This window comes from Streptomyces sp. NRRL F-525, from assembly GCF_000716605.1.
In the GTDB taxonomy this organism is placed as follows: Bacteria; Actinomycetota; Actinomycetes; order Streptomycetales; family Streptomycetaceae; genus Streptomyces.
The window spans coordinates 271,513-295,259 of sequence record NZ_JNXE01000004.1 but is presented as its reverse complement, the minus strand read 5'-3'; the positions used below and the strand labels follow the sequence as shown (position 1 = coordinate 295,259).

At 70.8% G+C, this 23,747-nt stretch carries 29 protein-coding genes and 1 pseudogene; 17 read left to right on the top strand and 13 right to left on the bottom strand.

What is annotated here, in order from left to right; all coding sequences use genetic code 11:
- Nucleotides 1-36: 36 nt before the first annotated feature.
- Nucleotides 37-402, bottom strand: coding sequence for a hypothetical protein (locus tag OO69_RS08480; protein ID WP_033279829.1), 366 nt, complete (start codon nucleotides 400-402; stop codon nucleotides 37-39).
- Nucleotides 403-563: 161 nt separating this feature from the next.
- Here OO69_RS08480 and OO69_RS08475 point away from each other — a divergent pair, with 161 nt between their 5' ends.
- The 4 genes from OO69_RS08475 to OO69_RS08460 all read left to right on the top strand — a co-directional run bounded on the left by OO69_RS08475 (nucleotide 564) and on the right by OO69_RS08460 (nucleotide 2,906).
- Nucleotides 564-914: a hypothetical protein gene (locus OO69_RS08475; protein ID WP_051800851.1), complete on the top strand. Its 351-nt coding sequence runs from the start codon at nucleotides 564-566 to the stop codon at nucleotides 912-914.
- Nucleotides 911-1,750 carry a hypothetical protein gene (locus tag OO69_RS08470; RefSeq protein WP_033279828.1) on the top strand — a complete coding sequence of 280 codons (840 nt, stop codon included), beginning with the start codon at nucleotides 911-913 and terminating at the stop codon, nucleotides 1,748-1,750. The genes OO69_RS08475 and OO69_RS08470 overlap by 4 nt, the downstream gene beginning before the upstream one ends.
- Before the next feature lie 84 nt (nucleotides 1,751-1,834).
- On the top strand, nucleotides 1,835-2,203 hold the full coding sequence (locus OO69_RS08465) for a roadblock/LC7 domain-containing protein (protein WP_033279827.1): 369 nt from the start codon (nucleotides 1,835-1,837) through the stop codon (nucleotides 2,201-2,203).
- A 79-nt stretch (nucleotides 2,204-2,282) separates the two neighbouring features.
- Nucleotides 2,283-2,906: a dihydrofolate reductase family protein gene (locus tag OO69_RS08460; protein ID WP_033279826.1), complete on the top strand. Its 624-nt coding sequence runs from the start codon at nucleotides 2,283-2,285 to the stop codon at nucleotides 2,904-2,906.
- Between the two features lie 18 nt (nucleotides 2,907-2,924).
- On the opposite strand, the gene OO69_RS08455 is transcribed toward OO69_RS08460, so the two are convergent.
- From OO69_RS08455 to OO69_RS49775, 3 genes are read right to left on the bottom strand one after another with little or no spacing between them, the layout of a single operon-like run.
- Complete coding sequence (locus OO69_RS08455; RefSeq protein ID WP_033279825.1) at nucleotides 2,925-3,773, bottom strand: MOSC domain-containing protein; 849 nt, start codon at nucleotides 3,771-3,773, stop codon at nucleotides 2,925-2,927.
- Between the two features lie 28 nt (nucleotides 3,774-3,801).
- Entirely contained in the window at nucleotides 3,802-4,491 is a 690-nt protein-coding gene (locus OO69_RS08450) for a M24 family metallopeptidase (RefSeq protein WP_033279824.1), read from the bottom strand.
- 9 nt (nucleotides 4,492-4,500) lie between these two features.
- On the bottom strand, nucleotides 4,501-5,829 hold the full coding sequence (locus tag OO69_RS49775; RefSeq protein WP_063744418.1) for a methyltransferase domain-containing protein: 1,329 nt from the start codon (nucleotides 5,827-5,829) through the stop codon (nucleotides 4,501-4,503).
- Nucleotides 5,830-6,157: 328 nt separating this feature from the next.
- Between OO69_RS49775 and OO69_RS08440 the strand changes: the two genes are divergently transcribed.
- The 4 genes from OO69_RS08440 (at nucleotide 6,158) to OO69_RS08425 (ending at nucleotide 9,041) form a co-directional block, all read left to right on the top strand.
- Complete coding sequence (locus OO69_RS08440; RefSeq protein WP_033279823.1) at nucleotides 6,158-6,577, top strand: TOBE domain-containing protein; 420 nt, start codon at nucleotides 6,158-6,160, stop codon at nucleotides 6,575-6,577.
- A 133-nt stretch (nucleotides 6,578-6,710) separates the two neighbouring features.
- Nucleotides 6,711-7,358: a molybdopterin-dependent oxidoreductase gene (locus tag OO69_RS08435; RefSeq protein ID WP_033279822.1), complete on the top strand. Its 648-nt coding sequence runs from the start codon at nucleotides 6,711-6,713 to the stop codon at nucleotides 7,356-7,358.
- 50 nt (nucleotides 7,359-7,408) lie between these two features.
- Nucleotides 7,409-8,392 (top strand): alpha/beta fold hydrolase, encoded by a 984-nt coding sequence (locus tag OO69_RS08430; protein ID WP_033279821.1) that lies wholly within the window; start codon nucleotides 7,409-7,411, stop codon nucleotides 8,390-8,392.
- Between the two features lie 94 nt (nucleotides 8,393-8,486).
- On the top strand, nucleotides 8,487-9,041 hold the full coding sequence (locus OO69_RS08425; protein WP_033279820.1) for a YciI family protein: 555 nt from the start codon (nucleotides 8,487-8,489) through the stop codon (nucleotides 9,039-9,041).
- 73 nt (nucleotides 9,042-9,114) lie between these two features.
- On the opposite strand, the gene OO69_RS08420 is transcribed toward OO69_RS08425, so the two are convergent.
- From OO69_RS08420 to OO69_RS08400, 5 genes are read right to left on the bottom strand one after another with little or no spacing between them, the layout of a single operon-like run.
- Nucleotides 9,115-10,122: a toluene hydroxylase gene (locus tag OO69_RS08420; RefSeq protein WP_033279819.1), complete on the bottom strand. Its 1,008-nt coding sequence runs from the start codon at nucleotides 10,120-10,122 to the stop codon at nucleotides 9,115-9,117.
- Between the two features lie 17 nt (nucleotides 10,123-10,139).
- Nucleotides 10,140-10,454 (bottom strand): MmoB/DmpM family protein, encoded by a 315-nt coding sequence (locus tag OO69_RS08415; RefSeq protein ID WP_033279818.1) that lies wholly within the window; start codon nucleotides 10,452-10,454, stop codon nucleotides 10,140-10,142.
- A complete protein-coding gene (locus tag OO69_RS08410) occupies nucleotides 10,451-10,771 on the bottom strand; it encodes a Rieske 2Fe-2S domain-containing protein (protein ID WP_234444374.1) in 321 nt (106 codons plus the stop codon). Before OO69_RS08410 ends, OO69_RS08415 begins: the two co-directional genes overlap by 4 nt.
- 22 nt (nucleotides 10,772-10,793) lie before the next feature.
- Nucleotides 10,794-11,048 (bottom strand): toluene-4-monooxygenase system B family protein, encoded by a 255-nt coding sequence (locus OO69_RS08405; protein WP_033279816.1) that lies wholly within the window; start codon nucleotides 11,046-11,048, stop codon nucleotides 10,794-10,796.
- A 14-nt stretch (nucleotides 11,049-11,062) separates the two neighbouring features.
- Nucleotides 11,063-12,547 (bottom strand): toluene monooxygenase, encoded by a 1,485-nt coding sequence (locus OO69_RS08400; RefSeq protein ID WP_033279815.1) that lies wholly within the window; start codon nucleotides 12,545-12,547, stop codon nucleotides 11,063-11,065.
- 304 nt (nucleotides 12,548-12,851) lie between these two features.
- Between OO69_RS08400 and OO69_RS08395 the strand changes: the two genes are divergently transcribed.
- The 3 genes from OO69_RS08395 to OO69_RS08385 all read left to right on the top strand — a co-directional run bounded on the left by OO69_RS08395 (nucleotide 12,852) and on the right by OO69_RS08385 (nucleotide 15,635).
- Nucleotides 12,852-14,720, top strand: a complete 1,869-nt coding sequence (locus tag OO69_RS08395; protein ID WP_420707857.1) for a Xaa-Pro dipeptidyl-peptidase — start codon at nucleotides 12,852-12,854, stop codon at nucleotides 14,718-14,720.
- Between the two features lie 127 nt (nucleotides 14,721-14,847).
- The gene (locus OO69_RS52445) at nucleotides 14,848-15,186 is read left to right on the top strand and encodes a helix-turn-helix domain-containing protein (RefSeq protein ID WP_033279814.1); all 339 of its coding nucleotides are present in this window, start codon (nucleotides 14,848-14,850) and stop codon (nucleotides 15,184-15,186) included.
- A complete protein-coding gene (locus tag OO69_RS08385; protein WP_033279813.1) occupies nucleotides 15,183-15,635 on the top strand; it encodes a DUF6884 domain-containing protein in 453 nt (150 codons plus the stop codon). Before OO69_RS52445 ends, OO69_RS08385 begins: the two co-directional genes overlap by 4 nt.
- Before the next feature lie 5 nt (nucleotides 15,636-15,640).
- Here the strand turns inward: OO69_RS08385 and OO69_RS53495 are convergent, their stop codons facing one another.
- Nucleotides 15,641-16,042 carry a hypothetical protein gene (locus OO69_RS53495; protein ID WP_267885194.1) on the bottom strand — a complete coding sequence of 134 codons (402 nt, stop codon included), beginning with the start codon at nucleotides 16,040-16,042 and terminating at the stop codon, nucleotides 15,641-15,643.
- Between the two features lie 82 nt (nucleotides 16,043-16,124).
- Nucleotides 16,125-16,682, bottom strand: a pseudogene (locus OO69_RS53490) (C4-dicarboxylate ABC transporter); the annotation flags it as partial.
- Nucleotides 16,683-16,973: 291 nt separating this feature from the next.
- Here OO69_RS53490 and OO69_RS08375 point away from each other — a divergent pair.
- From OO69_RS08375 to OO69_RS08365, 3 genes are read left to right on the top strand one after another with little or no spacing between them, the layout of a single operon-like run.
- A complete protein-coding gene (locus OO69_RS08375; RefSeq protein ID WP_033279812.1) occupies nucleotides 16,974-17,342 on the top strand; it encodes an NUDIX domain-containing protein in 369 nt (122 codons plus the stop codon).
- A gap of 45 nt (nucleotides 17,343-17,387) precedes the next feature.
- A complete protein-coding gene (locus OO69_RS08370) occupies nucleotides 17,388-17,687 on the top strand; it encodes a DUF1778 domain-containing protein (RefSeq protein ID WP_234444373.1) in 300 nt (99 codons plus the stop codon).
- Complete coding sequence (locus OO69_RS08365) at nucleotides 17,684-18,070, top strand: toxin Fic (RefSeq protein WP_033279811.1); 387 nt, start codon at nucleotides 17,684-17,686, stop codon at nucleotides 18,068-18,070. The genes OO69_RS08370 and OO69_RS08365 overlap by 4 nt, the downstream gene beginning before the upstream one ends.
- Nucleotides 18,071-18,090: 20 nt before the next feature.
- Here the strand turns inward: OO69_RS08365 and OO69_RS08360 are convergent, their stop codons facing one another.
- Entirely contained in the window at nucleotides 18,091-18,522 is a 432-nt protein-coding gene (locus OO69_RS08360; protein ID WP_033279810.1) for a MarR family winged helix-turn-helix transcriptional regulator, read from the bottom strand.
- Nucleotides 18,523-18,715: 193 nt separating this feature from the next.
- Between OO69_RS08360 and OO69_RS08355 the strand changes: the two genes are divergently transcribed.
- Nucleotides 18,716-20,128, top strand: coding sequence for a DHA2 family efflux MFS transporter permease subunit (locus OO69_RS08355; protein ID WP_051800848.1), 1,413 nt, complete (start codon nucleotides 18,716-18,718; stop codon nucleotides 20,126-20,128).
- A 24-nt stretch (nucleotides 20,129-20,152) separates the two neighbouring features.
- On the opposite strand, the gene OO69_RS08350 is transcribed toward OO69_RS08355, so the two are convergent.
- Nucleotides 20,153-21,433: an FAD-dependent monooxygenase gene (locus OO69_RS08350; protein ID WP_078652333.1), complete on the bottom strand. Its 1,281-nt coding sequence runs from the start codon at nucleotides 21,431-21,433 to the stop codon at nucleotides 20,153-20,155.
- 219 nt (nucleotides 21,434-21,652) lie between these two features.
- Here OO69_RS08350 and OO69_RS08345 point away from each other — a divergent pair, with 219 nt between their 5' ends.
- Together OO69_RS08345 and OO69_RS08340 are read left to right on the top strand one after the other, a co-directional pair.
- Nucleotides 21,653-22,864, top strand: a complete 1,212-nt coding sequence (locus tag OO69_RS08345; protein WP_033279808.1) for an acyl-CoA dehydrogenase family protein — start codon at nucleotides 21,653-21,655, stop codon at nucleotides 22,862-22,864.
- A gap of 96 nt (nucleotides 22,865-22,960) precedes the next feature.
- Nucleotides 22,961-23,743, top strand: coding sequence for an SDR family oxidoreductase (locus tag OO69_RS08340; protein ID WP_033279807.1), 783 nt, complete (start codon nucleotides 22,961-22,963; stop codon nucleotides 23,741-23,743).
- Nucleotides 23,744-23,747 lie beyond the last annotated feature (4 nt).

The following is a 23,747-nucleotide window of genomic DNA, read 5'->3' as shown; positions in this document are numbered from 1 at the left end:
ATGGCGACTACCCAAATGTCATATGCCTCAAGGCGTTTATACCTCCAAGGTGGACTCGAGGCGCTTGAGGTTATGCCTCGCGAGCGCCAGATTGCTGCGCTCACGGTCCAGCGCGAGATACAGGAAGAGCGAGCCGCGTGTGCTCGCCAGCGGCCGGATCAGGTGGTACTGCTGGCCGAGGGTGATCAGGATGTCCTCGATGCGGTCGTCCACGTTGATGGCCTTCAGCGTGCGCTGCTTGGCCCGTACGACCTCGGTGTTGCCCGCCCCCGCGACCTCCAGGTCGAGATGCGGCCCGCCGCCCAGCGCCCCCAGCGTCATGCCGCTCTCGTAGTCGACCAGGGACACCCCCAGGGCCCCGTCGATAGTCATCGCTTCCTTGAGCGTCGCCTCAATGTTCACGTGGTGCCTCGTTCCCCTCACCCCGGCGAGATTCGGCATCTCGCCACGAAAACGGTCTCAATGCGAACCGTGCGGGTAACAGACAACACCATCTTTGGTCAGAGTTGCGATAGTTGGCAAATAAAGTAGTCTGCTCGCCGGAGTGACTGAAGGGGGGACCTTTGTCATCGCTCGACGCCGTACTGGGCCGCGCCCTGACCACGCCCGGCATCAGCGGAGCCGCGGTACTCGATGCCGTCACCGGCCTCTCCTATGCGGAGTCGGGGGATATGAGTGCCAGTCAGGACTCCTGCGAAATAGCGGAATTGGCCCGCACCCGTCTCATTCGGGCAGGCGCGTCAGGGGAGTTGGAGAGCGTCATCGTGACGACCTCCACCCGGCATCTCGTGACGATCCAACTCCCGCGGCAGGGCGACCCCTTGCTGCTGTGCGCGACCGTCGACCGCGACCGCACAAACCTCAGCTCGGCGCTGCGCGAACTGAGGCTGCACGCCGACGAGTTGCTGGCATGACGGAAGGCACCGAGGAACCGCTCGCCGACTCTCGCAACGTTCCCGCCCTGTTGGCGGCACTCCGGAACCGACGGCGCTCCTGCACCGTGGTCGTGACCGGCACCCCCGGCGGCTCCATCCACGTGCGCAACGGCCTCGTGGTGGCCATGGAGACCCCTGGCGCACCCGGCATCGAGGGACTGCTGCTCAGGTCGGGCCGCATCGGCGAACAGGCGTGGTCGGCGGTCCGCGCCTCCGACACCACCCATGAACGCCTCGCCGCCGAACTCGTGGGCCGCGGACTCGTCGGCGCCGGAGAGCTGGAGGTCATCAGCCTCGGCGCGCTCTTCGACGCCGCGTTCGCGCTCTCCCTCGCCGTACCCGACAGCTGGGAAGTCACCGCCCCCGTACCGGTGTTGTACCGCAACGCCGGCGTCACCCCCGAGCGGCTCCTCGGCGAAGTGTCCCGACGTATCAACTCCCTTGCCACAGAACCCGGTTCGGTCGCCGCTCTCGCCCGCACCCGGATGCGGCCGGCGTCCACCGCACACCTCCCCGAACCCGCCGACAGGCTCCCGGCCCGGCACCGAGCCGTCCTGGCCGCCGCGGACGGACGCCGGACGGCGAGGGACATCGCCTTCGCCCTCGGCCGGGGTCTCTTCGCCGTCATGATCGACCTACGACACCTGCTGGACCTCGGCCTCGTCCGACCGCACACCCCCTCGCCGAACGGCAGGCCGAGCACGGCGGCGCGCATCGCACCGTCCGCCGTCGCCCCCTCCGCCCCCGACTCCGCGTCGCTCCCGCGTCGCCTCCCCGGCCGGAACTCCGCGCCGGCCCACCGTCCCCACGACTGAACCGCCTCCCGCAGCCACGTCCCCACCGGGCTCCCCTCCTGCCTCGTTCTCCCACCGCCTGCACGCAAACAGGAAGAAGACGCCATGAGCGACCCCGTGACCGACCTCCTCATCGCCCTGCGGGACAACGTGATGGGAGTGACCGAGACCACGCTGGCCACCAGTGACGGGCTCGTCGTGGCGAGCGACACGACCAAGACCCACCCCGAGTCCATGGCCGCGGTCGCGGCGGCGACCCTCGCCCTCGGCCACCGCCTCGCCGATCAGGGCGGCACCGGCCACCTCCGCGAGATCAGCGCCACATGCAGCACGGGCCACGTGATCGTGACGGCCGTAGGAGAGCGGGCGCTGCTGGCCGTGGTCGCGGACGACGGTCTGGACCAGGCGGCGTTCCGCCGGGAGATCCCGGCCGTCGCGGCGGAACTGCGGCGGCATCTGGACGAGGACGTGTAGCCGGGCTGGTCGAATGCGCCGGTTCCCGATCGACGTGAGAGTGGAAGCAGCAGTACCTCCACGACTCAGGAGCACCATCGTGACCGTGACCGCGGATCTGGCCGTCTCCCTCGACGGCTACATCGCCGGCACCGGCGTGACCATCGACAACCCGGGCGGCGACGGCGCCGAGCCGCTCTTCGAGTGGATCCACAATCTGGCGAGCTGGCGGGAGCGCCAGGGCATGACCGGTGGGGAGGAGAACCGCGACTCCGAGTTGATGCGGGAGTGGTTCGACGCGACCGGGGCGGTCGTGATGGGCCGGATGATGTACGACACGGGTGAGGAGTTCTGGGGCGCCGACCCGCCCTTCCGGACCCCGGTCTTCGTCCTGACCCACCGCCCTCGGCCGACCCTGGTCAAGGAGGGCGGCACCACCTTCACGTTCGTCACGGACGGCATCCACAGCGCCCTCGACCGGGCGAAGGCCGTCGCCGGGGACCGGAACGTCGACATCGCGGGCGGTGCGAGCACGGTGCGGCAGTACCTCGGGGCGGGGCTCATCGACGAACTCCAGCTCCATGTGGTGCCCGCTCTCCTCGGCGCGGGCCTGCGGCTCTTCGAAGGCCCGGGCGCGGGACCGCAGCGCGTCGAGCCGGTCAGGGTGGTCGAGACTCCGCTCGCCACGCATCTGAAGTACCGCTTCGGCAAGGCCGGAGAATGACCCCTGATGGGAGGGGTGTCACTCGACCGTCTCCTCCAACGCGATCGGGTCGCCCACCCGGACCGTCCCGGCCTCCAGTACGTCCAGGTACACGCCGAGGCACGAGAGCCGGCCGAGGTCGAAGACCGGGATGCGGTGCTCCCGGGCGACCGCGCACATGAGGCCGGGGTCCGGCGGGAGTTCGTCGTGGCCGAGGGTGGGGATCACGCAGCGCGGTGTGGGCACGAGCACGCGGAACAGCGCCTCCCCCACGCGCAGGCGTGACCCCACCCAGCCGTCCTCCGGAAAGCCGGGCCCGCCAAGGGAGTTGACGACCAGGTTCGGCCGGAAGCGACGCGCGTCGAAGTCCCCGGAGGGATACACACTGCGCATCCGGTCCAGAGCGGCCGTGGTGACGAGGTGAACCTGGCCGAAGTCGAAGAACGTCCCCGGCGCGACCCCGCCCGTCGTGATGCTCTCCCCGGTCGCGTCTACGGTCGCCGACTCCCGTACGACGTCCGGGACTCCGCCCTCGTACGCGGGCACGGCGCGCTCCAGTCGGCTGTGCTCCGGTACGACGCCGGAGACGGACACCTGCCGGCCCAGCAGCTTGGACAACTCCGCGTCCAGGTCGGGGTCTTCGACCGCCAGGGCGGTGCCGTCCGGCAGGACGACCCGGACCACGCCGGAGTCGTCGAGGCGGCTGCGGCAGCGCAGCAACTCGCCCCACTTGCGCGGGTGTTTGGCGCTGCCCACCGCGCCCGTGCCGTCGAGGACGGCGTACACCCGGTCCCCGGAGAGCCCGTTCTCCGTGACCGCCACGGCGATCACGGCCTCGCCCAGCATCGACTTCACCGGATACCGGTACAGCGCTGTCACAGTCCCCATGGATCAACTATCGCCGAACCAACTGCCGTCAGAGGGTGAGCAGTTCCTCGTAGAAACCGCCGAACTCCCGCTCCCGGTCGATGAGATGGATCTCCAGGATCCAGTGGCAGGTACGGCCGGTCTTGTCGGTGCGGCGCATGGGGGTGTCGTTCTCGGGGGTGACGTACGACTCGACGTGCGCGCCCTCGATCGTCTCGTGCGGGAACTCGCCGACCAGGTGCCCCGCGTGCCAACCGCCCAGCTCCCAACCGGCCTTGTCGGCGAGGCGGGCGACCTCGGTGTACAGGCGGGCGCCGGTGATGTCCGGGGTGTTCTCGAAGAAGCGCCGGCCGGCCGCGAACACCTTGGGCAGGTCCTCGCGCAGCCGGTGCTTGACCGGGTCGTCGCCCAGGACGAAGGTCCGGCCGAAGTCGGCCTCGTACTCCTCGAAGATCGGCCCGAAGTCGGCGAACACGATGTCGTCCGCGCCGATCACCCGGTCCGGCGGGTTCTCCTTGTACGGCGCGAGCGTGTTCGGCCCCGAGCGCACGATCCGCTTGTGCCAGTGCCGGGTCGTACCGAACAACTCGTTCGCGAGGTCGCGAACCCGGTCGCTGACGGCCCGCTCCCCCTCACCGGGCGCCACGAGCCCACGCTCCTCGACCTCCGAGAAGAGCAGCGCGGCCTTGGCCTGGGCATCGAGCAGGCGTGCGGCCCGCGTGGGTTCGTCATCAGCCATGGGGCGAACCTAGCCAGCTAGATCGTTGTCGGCAATGTGATTCTCCACGGCGGGCTCGCTCCACTCGGTGATGCGTGACGCGCGGGCCAGGAAGTGGTGCGGGGCGTCCTCGTAGCGGGACAGGTCCCAGCCGGCCGTGCACAGGGCGGGGCGGAGGTTCTCCTCGGCGAGCGGGTCGTCCGGGTCGAGGGCGCGGCCGTGGCGGGCGGCCCGTTCGGCGCGGCCGGAGGGGTGGAACAGGAGCAGGGTGCCGCCTGCGGCGGTGACTCGGGCCCATTCGCGCAGGGCCGTCGCCGGGTCGGGTACGTGGTTGATCAGGCCCGCGCTGAAGACCGCGTCCACGGCTCCGGTCGGCAGGGGCAGCCGGCAGGCGTCAGCCAGGAGCAGGCACCCGTCCGTGTCGCGGCCTTCGCGGAGCGCGGCGGTGAGCATCGCGGGGGTGACGTCGATGCCGACGACGAGGCCCGCGTCGCCGACCTGTGCACGCAGGGCGGGCAAGGCTCGGCCGGTGCCGCAGCCCAGGTCCAACACCCGCTGTCCGGGCCGGAGTTCCATCCGCTCGACGGCGGCCGCGTACCGGGGGCCGTCGTCCGCGAACCGTTCCTCCCAGGTGGCCGCCCGCCGGGTGAAGAAGGCGCGGGTCGCCGTCAGTTCGGCGCGGGTCGCGACGAAGGCGGCGAAGCGCTGGAACACGCCGTCGCGGTGGCGGGCCAGTACGGCGAGTTCGGCGGGCGCGTTCTGCACGACTCCGGGAGCGGTGGCCGCTTCCTCCGGGAACGCCTCGGCGAAGGCACCGACCGCCGCCTCGTCCACCTCCAGATGGAACTGCATGCCCCACGCCGAACCGCCGACCCGGAACGCCTGCACCGGGTACTGGTCGCAGGAGGCCAGCAGCGTGGCCCCCACCGGCAGGTCCATCGTGTCGCCGTGCCAGTGCAGCACCCGCAGCCGCTCGGGAACGGCACCGAACAGGGCATCGGCGCGCGCGGCCTCCGTCGTCCGTACGGCGGCCCAGCCGACCTGCGTCCCGTTGCCGGGCCGGGCGACACCACCGGCCGCGACGGCCAGCAACTGCGCGCCGAGGCACACGCCCAGCACCGGCACCTCGGCCTCCAACGCGGCGCGCAGCAGGGCGAGTTCGGCGCCACGACTGGGGAAGTCCTCGTAGGCGGCCATCGCCCCGCCCATCACCACCAGGCCCACCAGACCGTCGGCCGTGTCCGGCACCGGGTCGCCCGCCCAGGTCCGGCAGACCCGGGTCGGCAGCCCAGCGGCCTCGATCGCGGTGCCGATGGCGTAGGGGCCTTCCTGCGGTGCGTGCTCCACGATCTGGATCACGGGCCACCACCTCCCGCACGACCGTACCCGGACGGCGGCGGGACCGAAACGCGGATGCGAGGGAACAGGTCGAGGTCACCTCGTATCTGCCAGCTGATTCTCCTCATCGCCCCGGCATGCGCGCATCCCACCTACAGAACCGCCGGATGCCGATGCCCGCCGTCACTGTTCGCGGGTTCCTCGGATTTGCGAGGACGAAGCAAACTCGCAGGTGGCGGATGCGACGGGGTCTGTGACGGGTACGGCGGAAGCGGCTAGCTTGTGGACGCACAGTCGGTGATAAATCCGGCAATCCAGACCTTCCCTCTTCTCTGTGAGGCGTTCCGTCATGAGCTTGAGCATCCGCAACCAGATTCCCGGCACCGTCACGGCCGTCACCTCCGGCGCGGTGATGGCGACCGTGAAGGTGCGCCTCGACGGCGGCCAGGACCTCACCGCGGCGATCACGCTGGAGGCCGTGAAGGACCTGGGGCTCGCCGAGGGTACGGCCGTGCGCGCCATGATGAAGTCGACCGAGGTGGCGCTCGCCACGAGCCGGGTGGAGGGGGTGTCCATCCGCAACCAGCTGCCCGGCACGGTCAGCGATGTCGCCACCGGCGGGGCGATGGCCGTCGTCAAGGTCACCGTCGACGGGGGCGAGCTGACCGCGGCGATCACGAAGGACGCGGTCGGCGACCTGGGCCTGCGGACCGGTTCGCCGGTCGTCGCGCTGATCAAGTCGACCGAGGTGTCGCTGGCGACCGTCTGACGCGGGGACTCCACGGTTCGGCGACGCGCTCACGCGCACCGGGACCCGGCGTCGGTCCCGTCGCGCGTGAGCGCCTACGCTGCTCGGGGAAGGTAGCCGTAACCAGGAGACCAGCGGAGAAGGGGCGTCACCCGTGGCAAGCGACCGACACAGTACGGCCGAGGCCGCCGCCGACGATTCCCGTCCCGTTCCGCCCGGCCAGCGTCATGTGCACGGCTGGCCGGTCTCGCACTACGGGCCCGTCCCCCGGTTCCGCCCCGAGCGCTGGAATCTGCGCGTCCATGGCGCCACGGCCGACGGTGCCGAGCGCATCTGGACGTTCGACGAGCTCGCGCCGCTGCCGCATGTCACGGTCCTAGCCGATCTGCACTGCGCGTCCGGTCCGACCTCCACCGACCACGAGTGGTACGGCATCCCCGCCGCCACCGTCCTGGAGCTGGTGCCGCCCGCGCCGGAGGTCACGCACGTCATGGCGTGGGCGGAGTACGGCTATTCCACGAACCTCCGCCTCGCCGATTTCACGGCCGCGCAGACCCTGCTGGCGACCCACCACAACGGCGAGCCCCTCACCGCCGAACACGGCTTCCCGCTGCGGCTGGTGGTGCCGCATCTGTACGGCTACAAGAGCCCCAAGTGGCTGCGCGCCATCGAGTACCTCACCGAGGACCGGCGCGGGTTCTGGGAGGAGCGCGGCTACCACAACATCGCCGATCCGTGGAAAGAGCAGCGCTACTCCTACCAGGAGCAGGACGACGAAGAGGCGCAGCCGCCCGGCCGTTAGGCCGAAACCCGCCACGCGGCTCGACAGGCACGACACGTAGCCTCGTCCGCATGGTTACGCATCGTTTTGTCGACGTGAACGGCATCCGTCTGCACATCGCCGAGCAGGGCGAAGGCCCCCTGGTGATCCTCCTGCACGGCTTCCCGGAGTCATGGCACTCCTGGCACCACCAGATCGGCGCGCTGGCCGACGCGGGTTTCCATGTGGTCGCCCCCGACCAGCGGGGGTACGGCAGCAGTGACCACCCGGACGAGGTCGACGCGTACACCATCTTCCATCTGGTCGGCGATGTCGTCGGTCTGATCCAGGAGTTGGGCGAGGAGAAGGCGTACGTCGTCGGGCACGACTGGGGTGCGCCGGTCGCGTGGCACACCGCGTTGCTGCGGCCGGACCTGGTGCTCGGGGTGGCCGGGCTGAGCGTGCCGCCGCCGTACCGGGGGACGCAGCGTCCGATGGCGATGATGCAGGAGATCTTCCAGGGCCGCTTCTACTGGAACTACTTCAACCAACCGGGCGTCGCCGACGCCGAGTTCGCGAGGGACACCCGCACCACGCTCCGCAAGTTCCTCTACTCCGCCTCTGCCTCGGCCTCCCCCTCCGGCGAGATCATGCAGCCGCTGGTCGACCCCGAGAAGGGCTGGCTCGCCGCCATGGAGGACCCCGAGGTACTTCCGGAGTGGCTCACCGAGGAGGATCTCGACACCCTGGCCGAGAGCTTCTCCAAGGGCTTCACCGGCGCCCTGAACTGGTACCGCAACCTCGACCGCAACTGGGACCTGACCGCGCCCTGGAACAACGCCGTCGTCACCCGCCCCGCCTTGTACATCTTCGGCGACCGCGACCTCGTCCCCGCGTTCCCGGGCGCCCGCGACATCATCGCCCAGCTCCCGAACTTCATGCCCAGCCTGGTCCGCCCGCCCATCGAGCTGTCGGACTGCGGCCACTGGACCCAGCAGGAACGCCCCGCCGAGGTGAACGCGGCGCTCATCGACTTCCTGACGACCTGCGAGCGCGATGCCGGCGGCGGGGCCTGACCGATCGTGATCGTCCGGGCCGAGTGACCTGATCGGAAGGTCGGGCGGGGAAACCCGCTCGACCCGGTCAGCTCCGCGAGGAGATCCTTCGGGAATGGAGTTCCTCTGCTATCACCGCGACCGGCCCGGTTCCCTCGACCTGCGCGACGAACTGCTGGAACGGCACTGGTCCTACATGGACCGGTACGCCAAGGAGATGATCGCCCGGGGCCCGACGCTCGCCGGCGACGGTGACACCCCCACCGGCAGCGTGCACATCCTCGACCTGCACGACCCGGCCGCCGCCCGCGCGTTCGCCTTCGACGAGCCGAACTATCAGGCGGGCGTGTACCGGGACGTCCTGCTGCGCCGGTGGCGCAACACGCTGGGCCGCACCATGTGGGACTTCCCCGGCGGCCGGACCGGCGGCAACCGCTACCTGGTGCTCGGCTTCGGCGCCGGGCAGGCCGTGGACCTGGCGGTGCCGCCCGGCCGGGACGACGAACTGATCGCGTACGGGCCCCTGTTGTCCGACGACGGCACCGCCTGGCTGGGCACGGCGGCGTTGCTCCGGGCACCGGACCCGGAGACGGCGCGCGCCGTGCTGACCCGGGACCGGTATGCCGACATCGAGGTGCACGACTGGCAGTTCGGCGGGCGTCCGGCCTGAGCCGCTGGACACCATCGCCGTCGCCGCATTCCGTCAGTTCATCAACTGACGCCTCGGTCATCGGAGTTCGCGCCTACGGTGTCCGCGGTCGGCTGAGTCCGCCGACCGCCAGCAGCTCCTCCCACGTCTCCAACGCCGTGGCCTCGGCGTCCGGCGCACCCAGCAGCCGGGCGCCCGCGGCGGCCATGGCCGTACCGTGCTCGGCCCACTTGTCGAGGTGGCCCTGGAGGACCGCCCGGTTTCCCGGGTCCGCGTCGGTCAGGAATGTCAGTAGGGCCCGGGTCCAGCGGGCCGCGCGGTGGGCGTCGCGGCCCAGGTCGTCGGTGATGAGGGAGTCGAGGGGGACACCGACGGTGTCGAGGCGGCGGGCCAGGCCGTGCAGGAGGACGGCGTCGGCGACCGGTTTGACCACGAGCTGGAAGGCGACCAGGGCCACGTCCCAGTCGTAGGCGACCAAGGCTTCCTCGGTGGCCCGACGGAACGGTTGCCAGTCCGGGTGGTGTTCCCAGGTCGTGCGTTCGGCGAGGCCGAAGGCGCGGTCGGGGTGGGTGCGGGCGAGTTGGGTGGTGCGGTAGGCGAGGAGCTGGACGCGGCGGAGCTGGTCGGCGGTCTGGAAGGCGGCGCAGGTGGCGATGTAGCTGCCGGGGGCGAGTTGCTGGAGGTAGGCGGAGAGCATCTGCTGGCCGTGGACGAGATAGCGGGCCGGGGTCACGGCCAGTGCCAGCAGGTCGAGTTGACGGGCCGTCAGGCGTTCGTCGTGCTGTTCCTTGTCGAAGCGTTCGAGCAGGCCCTCGACGTACGTCTCGCGGTCGTCCTGCATCGCGACATAGCTGCCGTACGTCACCCGGTCGGGATCGCGGAAGGCGTCCCAGTCGGGCACGGTCAGCGCCATGCCGTCGCGGTGCTCGCGCAGCCAGCGGTTGCCGTGCGCCTCGGGCGGGAGTTCCAGCGGGGTGGCGCCCATGGTGTGGTTCATGCCGTGGGTGAGAACCTCGTACTCGCCGGGCCGGCGGCCCAGGTCGCCGAAGGCGCTCCAGGTGCGCAGGCGGGTCGCGCGCTGCCGGTCACGCTGCTGTGCCATGGCTTCTCCAGACCTCGTCACTCGCTGTTGAACCACATGTATTCCTGCGACCGGGACCGCATCCGCCCTTTGAAGGAGGGCATCTCGATCTCCAGGGCGGAGAGTTGGAAGGTTCCGCCGAGGTGTTCCTCCAGGCTGCGCCGGGTCAGTCGGCACTCGTGCGGGGTGTGGACGCGGACGTAGTCGTCGCGGTCCACGACGTACACGTCCCGGTCGGGGTTGTCGTCGGACACCGCCTCGATGACGGCGTCCGCGAGCGGCCCGGAGCGCAGCACCGGGCCGACGAGGACGGGGTCGAGCGGGGCGTCGCCGTCGAGTTCGTAGACGGTCATGGGGTGGGTGCCTGCCTTTCGTCGGACGGGCGGCGGCTGACGTACACCTGGCCGTCGGCGATGCGGGTGGCGTGGCGTACGAGGCAGGAGCCGCGCGGGTTGACGCCCCGGCCGGTGCGCACGTCGAACTCCCAGAGGTGGAAGGCGCAGGTCAGGAGGGTGCCGTCGAGATCGCCCTCGGCGAGGGACTGCCGTTGGTGCGGGCAGGTGCTCCGGTAGGCGAGGTAGTCGCCCTCGACGCGGATCAGCAGGATCTCCGTGCCGTCGACCTCGAAGGGCTCCATCTCGCCGTCCCACAGGGCGTCTTGGGAAGCCACCGGCACATAGTCGGGGGCCTCCTCAGTCACGGAATCGCACGTCCAGCCATTGCAGGGGCAGCAGGGACAGTTCGCCGAGTGTCACGGACGGGTCGATCTTCCGGTCGTCGAGATACACGTCGTACGACGGGACGCCGGGCGGAGCCGCCACCCGTCGCCCGACGCTGTGCACGGCCACCTTCTCCGCGACGGTGTCCATGGTGTCGTCGGTGTCGACGGCCACCAGGTGCGGGATGAAGTCGCCGACCAGTCTGCCGACGATGGGGAACAGTGCCATGTGGGTGAATCCCCTTACGCGGTGGGGTCGTTGGCGTACTCGCGTGCCCAGCGGTAGCCGTCCGTGTCGTCGCCCATGACATCCGGAGTGAGGCCCATCCACGCGAGTGCGCCGGGCAGGTCCATGGGCTGGATGTCGCCGCCGATGAACCGGTCGACGACCGTGCGATGGCCCGCGTACCGCTCGGGTTCCTGCTCGAAGCACCACTTGGAGATCTCGCTGTCGAAGTGGTGGATACGGCCGTCGCGGACGAGGGAGACGGGGTTCAGCCGCTCACGCGACATCGCGGTGCCGAGGGGCAGTTGGGTGACGCTGCACAGCGCGGGGAGGGTCTCGGGGAGGGTGCGGTCGATGTGTCCGGCGTTGATGTTGCGGATGACCTCGTCCCACAGGACGCCCCAATTCTCCTCCCACTGGGGGTACTTGTCGTTCAGCCAGGCCCGCTCGTCCTTCGACACACCGGCGCTGGTGTTCCAGAAGAGGGTGGGCCGGTAGAACCACAGGCCGAGTTGCATCGCGTGCTGGCCGTTGTCGAGGGAGTGGAGGAAGTCGTCCCAGTACCACGGGCGCTTCAACCCGTAGTCCTCCAGCACCCGTTCGTGCTGGTCGACGATCCATTCCAGCATGAACTCCTTGTAGGACATCTTCCGTTTGTCGAGCGGCGTGTAGTAGTCCATCGCCGGTCCGGTGAGGGTCTGGAAGATCCGGGAGGCGCGCCAGAACGCCACGTCGACGATCCGCTGCGCGCGCTGCGGGTCGTGGGCCATCACCACTTCCAGGGTGGGGAAGCCCTGTTGGGCGTGGCGGGCCTCGTCGGTCTGGATGGAGGAGAGCAGGTTCGACCAGTTGACGTCGCCGGCGGCCATCGCGTCGGAGGCGAGGGCGACGAACTGGATGTTGCTGAAGCCGTGTTCGAGGGTCAGGTTGGAGGCGAGGCAGGCCTCCACACAGTCGGCGCCCAGCATGATGTCGTCGAAGAGGCTCTTCGCGGCGACGACCGCCCACTGGTTGGTGTGGTACGCCTTCTGCGCCCAGTCGAAGCGGGTGTCGTGTTTCAGCAGGGCGTGCGAGAAGCGCAGGCTGAGCTGGGTGTGCCGGGTCTCGTCGAGCAGTCCGAACACGCCGAGGTTGCGCCACTTCGGGGAGGGGGCGAAGCGGCAGAACCGGCTCTGCATGGTGACGGCCATGTACTCGACCATCGTGATCAGTCCCATGTGCATCTGCGAGGCGGCGACATGGGAGGCGGGCAACTGGTCGTAACTCCCGGCCCGCTGAAGGGCGTTGCTCACCGCCTTCACCCCGGACTCCTTCTCGCGCTGGACGCGCACGTAGTCCCGGTACGAGACACGGAACGGCTCCTCCCAGGCGTCCCACGCGTCCTCGGGGATGCCGTCGGCGCCGGTCCACTCCGGGGGAAAGGCGGCGGCACGGTCCACGTACGAGAAGGTCCAGTCGAGGTCGCGCGAGGTCTCGTACCAGTCGTCCTGGGTGAGAAGCATGCGGATCACATCCTGATGGATTGGTGCGCGGGCTGCCTCGTAGCCGCATTTTCCACCGGCATACCACCCGCTGCCAGCAGAACGGGGCACATGTCCGACAATCGCCCATGGCGCTGACGCTACGTCAGGAATGTTCAGCGCAGAGCTATTTGGAAACTCCCGCCGCCGTCACGACAACCTCCCGCGAGGGCCGCCCCGTTACCTGTGCGTGCACCCCAACCTTTCCACGACCTCATCCCACGAACGCCCTCCCCGGAGGCAGTTCGCCCTGTCGGCCCTCGTCGCGACCGCGGTCGCCGCCCTGCTGGTCGGCTGCTCCTCCTCGACGGATCCCACGGTCGCGAAGGCGGTGGGCGCGGACTCGACGGCGAACTCGGCGGCGGGGACGTCGAGTTCGGCGGGCCCTTCCGGGGAGAGCAAACCGGTCTACTCGTACAAGAAGGCCGTACGGGAGACCGTCTGGGTCGACACCGGGCGCGACGACGACCGCGACGGGAAGAGCGACCGGGTGGCCGTCGACATCGTGCGCCCCGCCGAACCCGCCGCCAAGGGCCGGAAGATACCGGTCATCATGGAGGCCAGCCCGTACTACTCCTGCTGCGGCCGCGGCAACGAGAGCCAGAAGAAGACCTACGACGCCAAGGGGCAGCCGGCCGGCTTCCCGCTCTTCTACGACAACTACTTCGTCCCGCGCGGCTACGCCTTCGTCGCCGTCGACCTCCCCGGCACGGGCCGTTCCGACGGCTGTACGGACGCCGGCGGCCCCATCGACATCCAGTCCACGAAGACGGTCGTCGACTGGCTCAACGGCCGCGCCCACGCCTACACCACGCACACCGGCACCACCCCCGCGAAGGCGGGCTGGACCAACGGCAACACGGGGATGATCGGCAAGAGTTGGGACGGCAGCATCGCCAACGGGGTCGCCGCGACCGGCGTGCGGGGCCTCAAGACGATCGTCCCGATCAGCTCCATCTCCTCCTGGTACGACGCCTACTTCTCCCAGGGAGCCGGGCTGGTCGGCAACGCGCCCACGCCCGGCGCGCTGATCCGCACCGTCGAGAACGATGCCACCGGCCTCCGCTGCGCAGCCGTGAACAAGCCGCTCGGCGACGCGGCCGCCAAGTCCGGTGACTGGTCGGCGATATGGGCCGAACGCGACTACGTGGCGGACGCGAAGAAGGTGACGGCGAGCGTCTTCGTCGTGCACGGCCAACAGGACCTCACCGTCCGCACCAAGAACGTCGGCCAGTGGTGGGACGCCCTCGCCAACAACGGCGTCGAGCGCAAGATCTGGCTCTCCCAGACCGGCCACGTCGACCCCTTCGACTACCGCCGTACGCAGTGGGTGGACACCCTGCACCACTGGTTCGACCACGCACTCCTCGGCTACGACAACGGGATCGACCGCGCGCCGATGGCCGACATCGAGCGGACCCCGGACCACTGGACCACGGACGCGGTCTGGCCGCCGAAGTCCACAACTCCCGTACGCCTCAACCCCGTTCAGGGCACACAGGCGGGCGTGGGCACGCTCAGCACGAAACCCGGAAGCGGCGGGACGGCGACCTTCACCGACGCCACCGCGAAGTCCGAACTCGACTGGGCCGCGCACATCGACCAGCCGACCGGCGAGAAGGCGGGCTTCGTCACCCAGCCCCTCACGAAACCACTGCGCGTGTCCGGCGCCTCGCAGGTGACCCTCACCGCCACCTCGACGACGGCGACCGCGAACCTGTCGGCGGTCCTCGTCGACCTTGGCCCGGCCACCATCCGGGCCTACGACACCGCCGGTCTGGGCGTCTCCACGGTCTCCGGAACGTCCTGCTGGGGAGCGAACTCGGCGCAGGACAGCGGCTGTTACAAGAAGACGGCCGCCAAGACGAAGCACGTCACGAGCACCGTCTTCAGCCGGGGCTGGGCGGCACTGGGCACCGCCGCCGACGCGCACAAGGTCCAGCCGCTCACACCCGGCAAGCCGTACAGCCTCACCCTCACGCTCGCGAGCGTCGACCACGTCGTCCCGGCCGGCCACCGGCTGGCCCTGATCGTCGCGGGCACCGACTGGGGCATCGCCAACCGCGCGGCCGACCGGCCGACGATCAGCGTCGATCTGGCGCACACGTCCCTAAGCCTGCCGGTCGTCGGTCAACCGGGCCTGCCCGCCGCGTAGTTCGCGAGGCAACGGACCCGGCGGAGGGCCGCCGCTCCGGGGATTCCCGCTGGGAGGTCCTGCCTCCCAGCAGAGAGGAAACCAGTCGTGGCACCGGCACCGTTCACCGACGCATGCTGGCTGTCCGATGAACCACAACCGTCCCGGACCGGGCCCCCTCACCGTCACCGTCCTCGTCTTCCCGGGCGTCCGGCTGCTCGACGCGACCGGCCCGATCGAGGTGTTCGCGTCGGCCAACGAGTTCGGCGGGCGCTACCGGGTGCTGCTGGAGACCGGAGGCGACTCCCTGCCGGTGGTGGCGCGGCGCACCGGGTTCGGCTCGGCCGAGTCGCTCCGGAGGGCGTTCGTACGGCAGTTGGGGGTGACGCCGGGTGCGTTCCGGACGAGCTTCCGGACGACCGGTACGGGCACGGACACCGACTTGAGTACGGCTGTCGCGAACACAGAACAGGACACGCACGCATGACCCCGAACGACCACCTCCAACTCGACTGCTTCAAGCCGGAACTCGTCGTCATCCCGTGCGGCAGCCGCAAACTGGACCGTCCCGCACGCGCCGCCGACCTGTACACCGGCTCGTACCACCGCGCATGCCGCCAGGCCGCCGACGCGCTGCGACCGGAGCGGCTGCTGATCCTCTCCGCGCGGTACGGCCTGCTCGACCTCGACGACGTGGTCGAGCCGTACGACACCCCGCACGGCGGGTCGGACGCCGTGACGTCCCAACTCGTCCTGGAACAGGCGACGTCGCGCGGCATCGTGCTCCTCGACCCGGTCGTCGCCCTCGGCGGCGCCCGGCACGTCGCCCTCGTCCACTCCGTCTGGCCGCACGCCCTCACCCCGCTGGCCGGAACCCGAGGCATGGGCGAACAGATGGCCCGCCTCGCGGCACTGCGCAAGGGCACGGTCAACTAGCCCGCTCAGCCATGGGAGTTGCTCAGCTCACGGGGCGCCGAAGGGGCGGTCCGGGTGACGGCGACATGGCGCAGGGATCCGCCGGCCACCACGATCCAGGCCAGCACGAGCAGCACGTAGAACACGACGGCCGGCCAGACGAACAACACCGAACCGGTGCGCGCGGCAAGGGAGTTGGTGGCGGTCACCAGCGCGCCGAACGGGAAGACGAACGACCACCAGGTGGGCGCGAACGGCAGCCCGGCGCGGATCGTCCGTGCGGTCAGGGCGGTGGCGAGCGCCAGCCACAGCAGGGCGAAGCCCCACACCAGGATTCCGCCCAGCAGGGCGAGGGCCTCGGCGCCCCGGGCGTAGAGCGCGGGCAGTGCGCTCGGTGCCGCCGTGGCGAGCGCGCCGAGCGCGGTCACCGAGCGCGGTCACCGCCTGGCCCAGGGCCCCGAGGCCGATCCACACCGTGGGCACCATGGCACCGGTGGGCGCGTCGTGGTGCACGAGGCGGCCGTAGAGGATGGTCAGGACGAGCAGGGCGGCGACGAGGCCGAGGCCGAGCATCGCGTAGCAGGCGAGGAGCAGGGCGAGCCGGAGTTGGCCGGGCGGGGTGTGCGGGACGAGGAGGGCGCCGGTCGCGGCGGAGACCATCGGGGGGACGATCGGCATCAGCCAGCCGCCGAACGCCGCGTCCGGCGCGAAGCGGTGCCGGGTGACCATCAGGTACGGCACCGTGCACGCGGTGGCGAGGCCGAGTGCGGTGCCGAGCGCCCACAGCACCCGGTCCACGTCCAGCGCGGCGTCGAGCCCGATCACCCGCCGGCCGAGCAGCAGTGCCCCCGCGCCGACCGTGAGCAGGGCCATCGGCGGTGCGCCGAAGAACTGCGCCACGACCGGATCCGCCGCGTGCGACCGCAGCGCCCGGTCCCGGAGGTACCCGACGGCCAGCAGGACCAGCAGCAGTACGGCGCCGGCCCAGACGACCGTGGCGGCGGTCAGCAGCCCGGGGAGGCTCCGCGGGAGGGTGACCGCCGCGTCGGCGACGATGCCGGTGCCCATCACGGCCGCGAACCAACTGGGGCTGAGGGACGGGCGGGTTGAGCTGGGGGCCGTGGGCGAGGATGTGGAGCGGATCATTGCGCCAACGTAGGTCGGGGTGGGGGCGGTGTTGCCGGTCGTGTCCTGATGCGAGGGGGACTTGGCGGATATCGAGGGGACGGCCGAGTCCGCAGGCCAGGTCGGCGTCTCCCGGTGGGTCCGGCCCGCGTGAACCGATCGGTCCCGGGTAGGAAACGGGCTCGGACGTGGCCGGACGAACGGTCACGCCGTGCACGAAGGGACGGTTGGGACATGGCGTTGGAACAGGCCGCCGAGGACGCGGTGGACGCGCTCGTCGTGAACGACGGGCGTGTGCTGCTGGTGGATGTGCAGGGTGGCTGGAGTCTGCCGTCCGGTGTTCCCGAGGAGGCCGAGACGGCGCAGGCCGCCGCCGCGCGGGCGGTGTACGAGCTCACCGGTTTCCTGGTGGACGGAACGAGCCTTCTGGAGTCCGGGTCCGGGGGTGCGGCGGCCGTGGTGTGCCAGCTGCTGAGCGACGATCCGTCGGGGGAGGCCCAGCTCACCGCGGGGCAGCTGCGCTGGGCGTCGTTCGCCGACGCCATCGCCGTCGGGCTGCCGGCGGCCGTGCGCACCTACCTGGAGGGCCATACCCCCGTGTAGGAAACACCGGCTCCCGTGCGTGGTACCACTGGTACCGTGGACGTCATGCCGAACACGCCGAAGGCCATGAACCTCCGCTTCCGAGACCCCCGGCAGCGCGCGGCCATCGAGGCCGCCGCCAAGCAGGCCGGGGTCAGCCTGCAGGAGTACATCCTCTCGGCCGCCTACGCTCGCGCGACGGCCGTCGAGGAGCGGTTCCTCGACGGCTTCAAGGAGTCGATGGCGCGCAGTGGCGCGGCGTTCGCGGCCGAGCCCGGCAGCGCTGATCCCAGCGCCGAGCAGCGGGCGGCCGAGGCGGACGCCCTTCGTGAACTCGAGCGCCAGGAGCAGGGGCACGTCGCGTGACCGAGCCCGAACCACCGCTCGCGCTCGACGTCACCTTCCTGCTGCACGCCGCCGAACTGCTCGACCGCGATCCCCAGGTCGACGACTACGGCCCGCTCTATGCCGCTGCCGCCCGGGTGGACGCCCGCGCGATGGAGCGCGACATCTACGGCTCCCTCCACCTCAAGGCGGCGGCGCTGCTGCAGACCCTGGCGAAGCTGCCGTGTCTGGAGCACTCCAACGAGGCCTTCGCCTGGCACGCCACCGAGGCCTATCTGATCCTCAACGGGCGTCGCCTCGACTACCCGCCCAAGGCGGCGGTGGCACTCGTCCGCGACACGGCGTCCGGGGAGCTGGGCCTGGCCCGGATCGCCCGTCAGCTCCGCGACTGGACCGCCGCCTGAGCACACGCGGCCTTCGGCTCTCAGGCCGTCGCCTTCCGGATGCGGGCGAGCAGGGTCCGTAGCTGCGCCCGGTCCTCCGCGTCCAGCTCGGCCGTCGCCTCCGCTAGCGCGAGGCCGTCGATCTCCTCCGCCTCGCGGTGGCACTCCCGGCCCTTGTCGGTGAGGCGCAGCAGGAAGGCGCGACGGTCGTGCGGATGGCGGACGCGCTCCACCAGTCCGTCGCGTTCCAGGCTGTCCACGATGCTGGTCGTGGTCCGGGCCGCGACGCCCGTCATCTCGCTCAAGTCCCGCATACGGAGGGGCTGTTCGGCGTGCGCGAGCATCCGCAGGGCGCGCAGCCTGGCGACCGAGGCACCGCCTGCACGCAGCCGGGTCTCGACGAACTGGCGCAGCTGGTGCGTCGTCTCGTAGAGCTCGTCGACCAGGATGTCGCTGCTGCCGTGCACTGCCATGGCGTTCCCCGTTCCGTGGTGAGGGCCGATTGTACGAGCCCCGGGCGGCTTCAATGAGCACTCACATAGTGAGTATGCTCAGCATGTGCTGCCGTTCCGACGCCCTCCCGTCCCCCTCGCCCCTCGTCTTCCCTCTCCGGACCTCCGCCGGCTCCGCCTCCGCCGCCCCGGCCAGCGTCTCGTCGTCCCCGTGATGTGCGTCTGCGTGACGTTCATAGCCATCGTCGACGGAGCGATCACGACCGTCGCGCTCCCGTCGATCGCGCGCCAGTTCCACCTGACGACGGCCGCCCTGGACGGGGTGGTCGTGGTCTATCCGGTCTGCCTGGCCATGGCCATCCCCGCCTCCGCCTGGCTGGTCGAACGGTTCGGCGCCAAGCGGGTGCTGCTCACCGCGCTCGGCGCCTTCCTCGTCTCGTCACTGCTGTGCGGCGCGGCGGCCGGCCTCGGTCAGCTCGTCGCCTCCCGCGCGGTGCAGGGCCTGTCCGCCGGAGTGCTCTTCCCGGCCGCGTCCTCGCTGCTCTTCAGCACCTTCAACTCCTGGGAACAGGTGCGGATCTCGCGGTACATGATCATCCCGCAGCAGATCGCCCCGGCCGCCGCGCCGATGCTCGGCGGCCTGCTGGTGGACCATCTGTCGTGGCGCTGGGTGTTCTACGTCAACCTGCCGCTGGGCCTGCCCGCGGTGGTGTTCGGGGCGCTGTTCCTCGCCGGGCACCGCGGCCACCGACCCGGCCGATTCGACCTCACCGGGCTGCTGTTGAGCGCGGCGGCCATGGGCGGCGTGATGTTCGGCGTCTGCGAGGGCCCCAACCGCGGTTGGTCCTCCCCCTCCGTCGTCACCGCCCTCGCGCTCGGCGCGGTGCTGCTCGCCGCCGCCATCGCCTTCGAACTGCGCGTCTCCGAACCGCTGTTGAAGCTACGGCTCTTCGCGGACCGGCTCTTCCGGGACACCAACCTGATCAATCTGGTGGGCCTGGTGCCGATCCTCGGCGCGATGTACCTCGGGCCGCTCTTCCTCCAGCAGGGGCAGGGCCGTTCCGCGCTGGAGTCCGGCACGAGCACCTTCCCCGAGGCGTTCGGTGTCCTGCTGACCGTCCAGGTCGCCGGGATCCTCTACTCCAGGGTGGGCCCCCGCGTCATCATCGGCTCGGGCCTGGCCATGGTGAGCGCGGTCCTCCTGCTCCTCGCCACCTGCGACCAGGACACCGGCCTGTGGACCTTCCGCGGCTACATGTTCCTGCTCGGCATCGGCATGGGCGGCGTCTTCATGCCGACCACGGTGGCCTCGCTGGCGACCCTCTCCCGCAAGGACCTGGCCCAGGCGTCCACGCTCAACACGGTCGTACGGCAGACCGGCGGCGCCTTCGCACCGGCGGCGGTGACCACGGCCCTGGTCCTGAGCACCCCGACGGCAGCCGCGGCGAATCCGCCCATCTCCGCCTACCAGCATGCCTACTTGACCCTGGCCGCCCTCGCCGCGGCGACCGCCGTCTTCGCCTTCACGATCCCCGACGGGGCGGCCCGTGCCGCCGCGCGAGGCACCACGGCGTCGGGCGGCGGAAAGGCTCCGGCTCCGCTACGACACCACGAGGAGGCGCACTGACCCGCATGGCCCCGGCCGCACCTCTCACGGACCGACCGGCGAAACCGACCAGGATTCCCTGGAGTTGAGCACGGCGGTCGTGCACCCGGCGAGCTCCTTGTACCCCTGCGACACAGCCGTCGCGCGCTCCACGGGCACCGGGCCGCCGATCTCCTCGGCCAGGGCGATGATCTTCTCGGGACCCAACTCGCGGTTGGCCAGCACCAGTTGGTTCAGCGGTTCGCGGCGCAGGCTCTCGTACCGCTCCAGAGCCCGTACCGGATCGTCGTGCCGCGAGAGTGCCCAGGCCAGGACACGCGCGTCGACGATCGACTGGGAGCCGCCGTTCATGCCCATGGGGTACATCGGGTGGGCGGCGTCGCCGACCAGGGTCACCCGGCCGAAACTCCAGCGCGGCAGCGGGTCCCGGTCCACCATCGGGTACTCGTGGATGTCGGTGGAGCCGCGGATCAGCTCGGGCAGGTCGACCCAGGGCAGCTCCCACCCGGCCAGCCCGGCCAGCGCCTCGTCCGTCGGGATCCGGCGGTTGAAGCGGTCGGGTCCCACGCCGGACTCCGGCCGGCGGATCTCCAGCACCCAGTTCATCAGCGTGGGTCCGCCCTCGACCGCCGGGTCGGCGACGGGGTAGGCGACGAACTTGTCCCCGGGCCGACCGCCGGCCACCACGATCGCCCGCCCGCCGAGGATGTGCGGGTACCGGCTCATGCCCCGCCACATCCGCACGCCGTTCCCGCGCAGCGGCCCCTCGCCGGGGTGGAGTTGGGCCCGTAGCCGGGAGTCGATGCCGTCGGCGCCGACGAGGACGTCGGCCTCGATCACGACGGGCGCACCGGTGTGCCGGTCCCTGAAGTGCGCTGCCACGCCTGGCTCTTGACGCTCGAACGGCTCTTGGTGCCCAGAGCGTTCACAGCGCTCGAAGCGTTCGAAGGCCATGCCGGTGCGGACCGCGTCGGGCCCGATGCGCGTGCGGACCGCGTCGAGTAGCAGCATCTGCAACTTGCCGCGGTGGACGGAGTATTGGGGCCACCGGTAACCGGCCGCCAGACCGAGCGGCTCCTCCCAGATCCGGCGCCCCTGACGGTCGCAGTAGACCAGCCGTTCCGGCGGCAGCGCGATGGCGTCCAGGGCGTCGCCGAGCCCGAGTTCGGTGAGTTCGCGTACGGCGTGGGGAAGCAGGTTGATGCCGACGCCGACCGCGTGCAGCTCGCGGGCGGACTCGCAGACGAGCGGAGTCAGCCCCGCGGCGTGCAGGCTCAGGGCGGTGACGAGACCGGCTACTCCGCCGCCCACCACGACGATCTTCACGTGTTCTCCCTTTACGTTCAGGGCCCTACGGCCGCGCCAACTCGGCCTGGCCAGTCGGCTGTTGGGCAGGCGCGAGAAGAACGTCTCTCAGCCGCGGACTCCGTCGCCAGCTTATCCGGAGGAATCACCTCCAGGTAAGATGATGTTGTTGCGCGGCGGCTTGATCCCGCTCGGAACAGCACCGTCCGTCACGGATCAGACGCCAGAGAGGGCACCCCGATGACTCACCGGAACAGCCGGGACCACTTACCGCGGAGCGTCACCGAGGCCGTCGCCCAGGCCCAACTCATCCATGTGGCACAGGAGGTGACCTCGGTCGTCGCGGCCCACGTCGAACAGACCGAGCAGCAGCGGACGTTGGCCGAGCCGAGCGCCAAGGCCCTGCGCGAGGCCGGGCTGTTCACCCTCGGTACGCCGCGCCGCTACGGCGGCCACGGCGCCGGTGTGCGCACGGCGGTCGACGTGTGTGCCGAGCTGGCCGCGGGATGCGCGTCGAGTTCCTGGCTCGTCGGCATCGCGTACGGGGCCGCGCTGTTCGCCTCCCAACTGCCCGACGCCGTCCGCACCGCGGTCTGGGAGGCGGAGCCCGATGCCCTGCTCTGCGGGGCCGCCAATCCGTCCGGTTCGGTCACGGCGGTACCCGGCGGCCTCGAACTCAGCGGACGGTGGCCGTGGATATCCGGCATCGACCATGCGGCCTGGGTGCTGCTGGGCATCGTCCGGGAGGACCGCGGCCGGCCGGAACGCGGACTGGCCCTGGTCCCCGCGTCCGAGCTGACCGTGGCGGACACCTGGCACATGGCCGGCATGCGCGGCACCGGGAGCCGGACCGCGCTGGCGCACCAACTCTTCGTCCCCGACGAGCAGTTCGTGTCGTTCGCCGAGATCGCCGACGGCATCGGCGTCCAGCGGCACCCGGGCGAGGCCCGGGTCGTCTTCCCGCTCTCCATCAATCTGCCGCTGGTCGGCACGGGCGTAGGCATCGCCCGCGGCGCTCTGGAACTGGTCGTCCGGGACCTCGCGGGCGGAAAGCGGTCGGTCTCGCCGCTGCACTCCCACACGGCGGAGGCGGCGCCCCACCAGCTGAACGTCGCCCAGGCCGCCACGCTGATCGACACCGCCAGACTGCACGTTCGGCGCGCGGCCGACGAGATCGACGAGGCCGCACGCGAGGGACGGCGCCCCGACCTGGAGACCCGGGCACGGCTGAGGATGGACGGCAGCCACGCGATGCGCTGCGCCCGCGACGCGGTCAGCCTCCTCCTCGACACGGCCGGCGCCGGCAGCTTCTCCGACGACTCACCGTTGCAACGCGCCTGGCGCGACATCGGGACGGCCTCCCGCCACGCGGCGCTGAGCGTCGAGACCAGCCGGGAACTCTACGGCCGCGTCCTGCTGGGCCGGTCCCTCCCCCACACCGACGTCGTCTGACCCCCGAACCGATATACCGACGTGCCGACATATCGGTGTACCGACGCACAGACGTCGTCCGATCCCGGCACCGCACAGCGAAGGAGACCCGAACCGGTGGGTGCACCCCGACCGTCAGCAGATCCGACCCGCCCGGCAGCGGACCGCAAGGTCGCCCTGGTGACCGGCGCCGCCCGCGGCATCGGTGCCGCCATCGCCGCCGAACTGCACCGCCGCGGCCTGCGCGTGGCGCTGCTGGACCAGGACGACACCGGCGCGCGGGCCCTGGCCAAGTCCCTTGATCCTGAAGGGGATTCGGCCATCGCGGTGCACGCCGACGTCAGCGACCCCGAGGGGACCGAGCGCGCCGTGCGGGCGGTGTCCTCGGCGTGGCACAGCCCCGACGTGCTGGTCAACAACGCGGCGCGGACGGCGCCCGGCTCCGTGTGGGACGTCGATCTCGACGAGTGGGACGCGCTCATGGCCACCAATCTGCGCAGCGTCCTCGTCCTCACCCGCCTCTGCGCACCGGCGATGCGGGAACGCGGCTGGGGCCGGGTCATCAACCTCGCGTCGCTCGCGGGGCAGCAGGGCGGACTGGTCGCCGGCCCGCACTACGCGGCGGCGAAAGCGGGCGTCCTGGTGCTGACCAAGGTCTTCGCCCAGGAACTCGCTCCCCACGGCGTCACCGTCAACGCCGTCGCTCCCGCGGCCGTACAGACGCCCGTGATGGACGATCTCCCCGCCGAGGCGTTGCGCCGCGCCGCCGACCGTATCCCCGTGGGCAGGTTCGGGCGGCCGGAGGAGGTGGCCTCCCTCGTGGGGCATCTGGCCGGGGAGGACACCGGATACATCACCGGCGCCACGCTCGACGTCAACGGCGGCTTGTTCATGAGATGACAAT

Coding starts and splice junctions, on each gene's coding strand:
- OO69_RS08375 (WP_033279812.1), top strand. CDS start 16,974: ATGGCGTTGGAACAGGCCGCCGAGGACGCGGTGGACGCGCTCGTCGTG.
- OO69_RS08450 (WP_033279824.1), bottom strand. CDS start 4,491: ATGGCTGATGACGAACCCACGCGGGCCGCACGCCTGCTCGATGCCCAG.
- OO69_RS08425 (WP_033279820.1), top strand. CDS start 8,487: ATGGAGTTCCTCTGCTATCACCGCGACCGGCCCGGTTCCCTCGACCTG.
- OO69_RS08470 (WP_033279828.1), top strand. CDS start 911: ATGACGGAAGGCACCGAGGAACCGCTCGCCGACTCTCGCAACGTTCCC.
- OO69_RS08370 (WP_234444373.1), top strand. CDS start 17,388: ATGCCGAACACGCCGAAGGCCATGAACCTCCGCTTCCGAGACCCCCGG.
- OO69_RS08400 (WP_033279815.1), bottom strand. CDS start 12,547: ATGCTTCTCACCCAGGACGACTGGTACGAGACCTCGCGCGACCTCGAC.
- OO69_RS08385 (WP_033279813.1), top strand. CDS start 15,183: ATGACCCCGAACGACCACCTCCAACTCGACTGCTTCAAGCCGGAACTC.
- OO69_RS52445 (WP_033279814.1), top strand. CDS start 14,848: ATGAACCACAACCGTCCCGGACCGGGCCCCCTCACCGTCACCGTCCTC.
- OO69_RS08405 (WP_033279816.1), bottom strand. CDS start 11,048: ATGGCACTGTTCCCCATCGTCGGCAGACTGGTCGGCGACTTCATCCCG.
- OO69_RS08345 (WP_033279808.1), top strand. CDS start 21,653: ATGACTCACCGGAACAGCCGGGACCACTTACCGCGGAGCGTCACCGAG.
- OO69_RS08455 (WP_033279825.1), bottom strand. CDS start 3,773: ATGGGGACTGTGACAGCGCTGTACCGGTATCCGGTGAAGTCGATGCTG.
- OO69_RS08360 (WP_033279810.1), bottom strand. CDS start 18,522: ATGGCAGTGCACGGCAGCAGCGACATCCTGGTCGACGAGCTCTACGAG.
- OO69_RS08415 (WP_033279818.1), bottom strand. CDS start 10,454: ATGACCGTCTACGAACTCGACGGCGACGCCCCGCTCGACCCCGTCCTC.
- OO69_RS08420 (WP_033279819.1), bottom strand. CDS start 10,122: ATGGCACAGCAGCGTGACCGGCAGCGCGCGACCCGCCTGCGCACCTGG.
- OO69_RS08430 (WP_033279821.1), top strand. CDS start 7,409: ATGGTTACGCATCGTTTTGTCGACGTGAACGGCATCCGTCTGCACATC.
- OO69_RS08465 (WP_033279827.1), top strand. CDS start 1,835: ATGAGCGACCCCGTGACCGACCTCCTCATCGCCCTGCGGGACAACGTG.
- OO69_RS08355 (WP_051800848.1), top strand. CDS start 18,716: ATGTGCGTCTGCGTGACGTTCATAGCCATCGTCGACGGAGCGATCACG.
- OO69_RS08440 (WP_033279823.1), top strand. CDS start 6,158: ATGAGCTTGAGCATCCGCAACCAGATTCCCGGCACCGTCACGGCCGTC.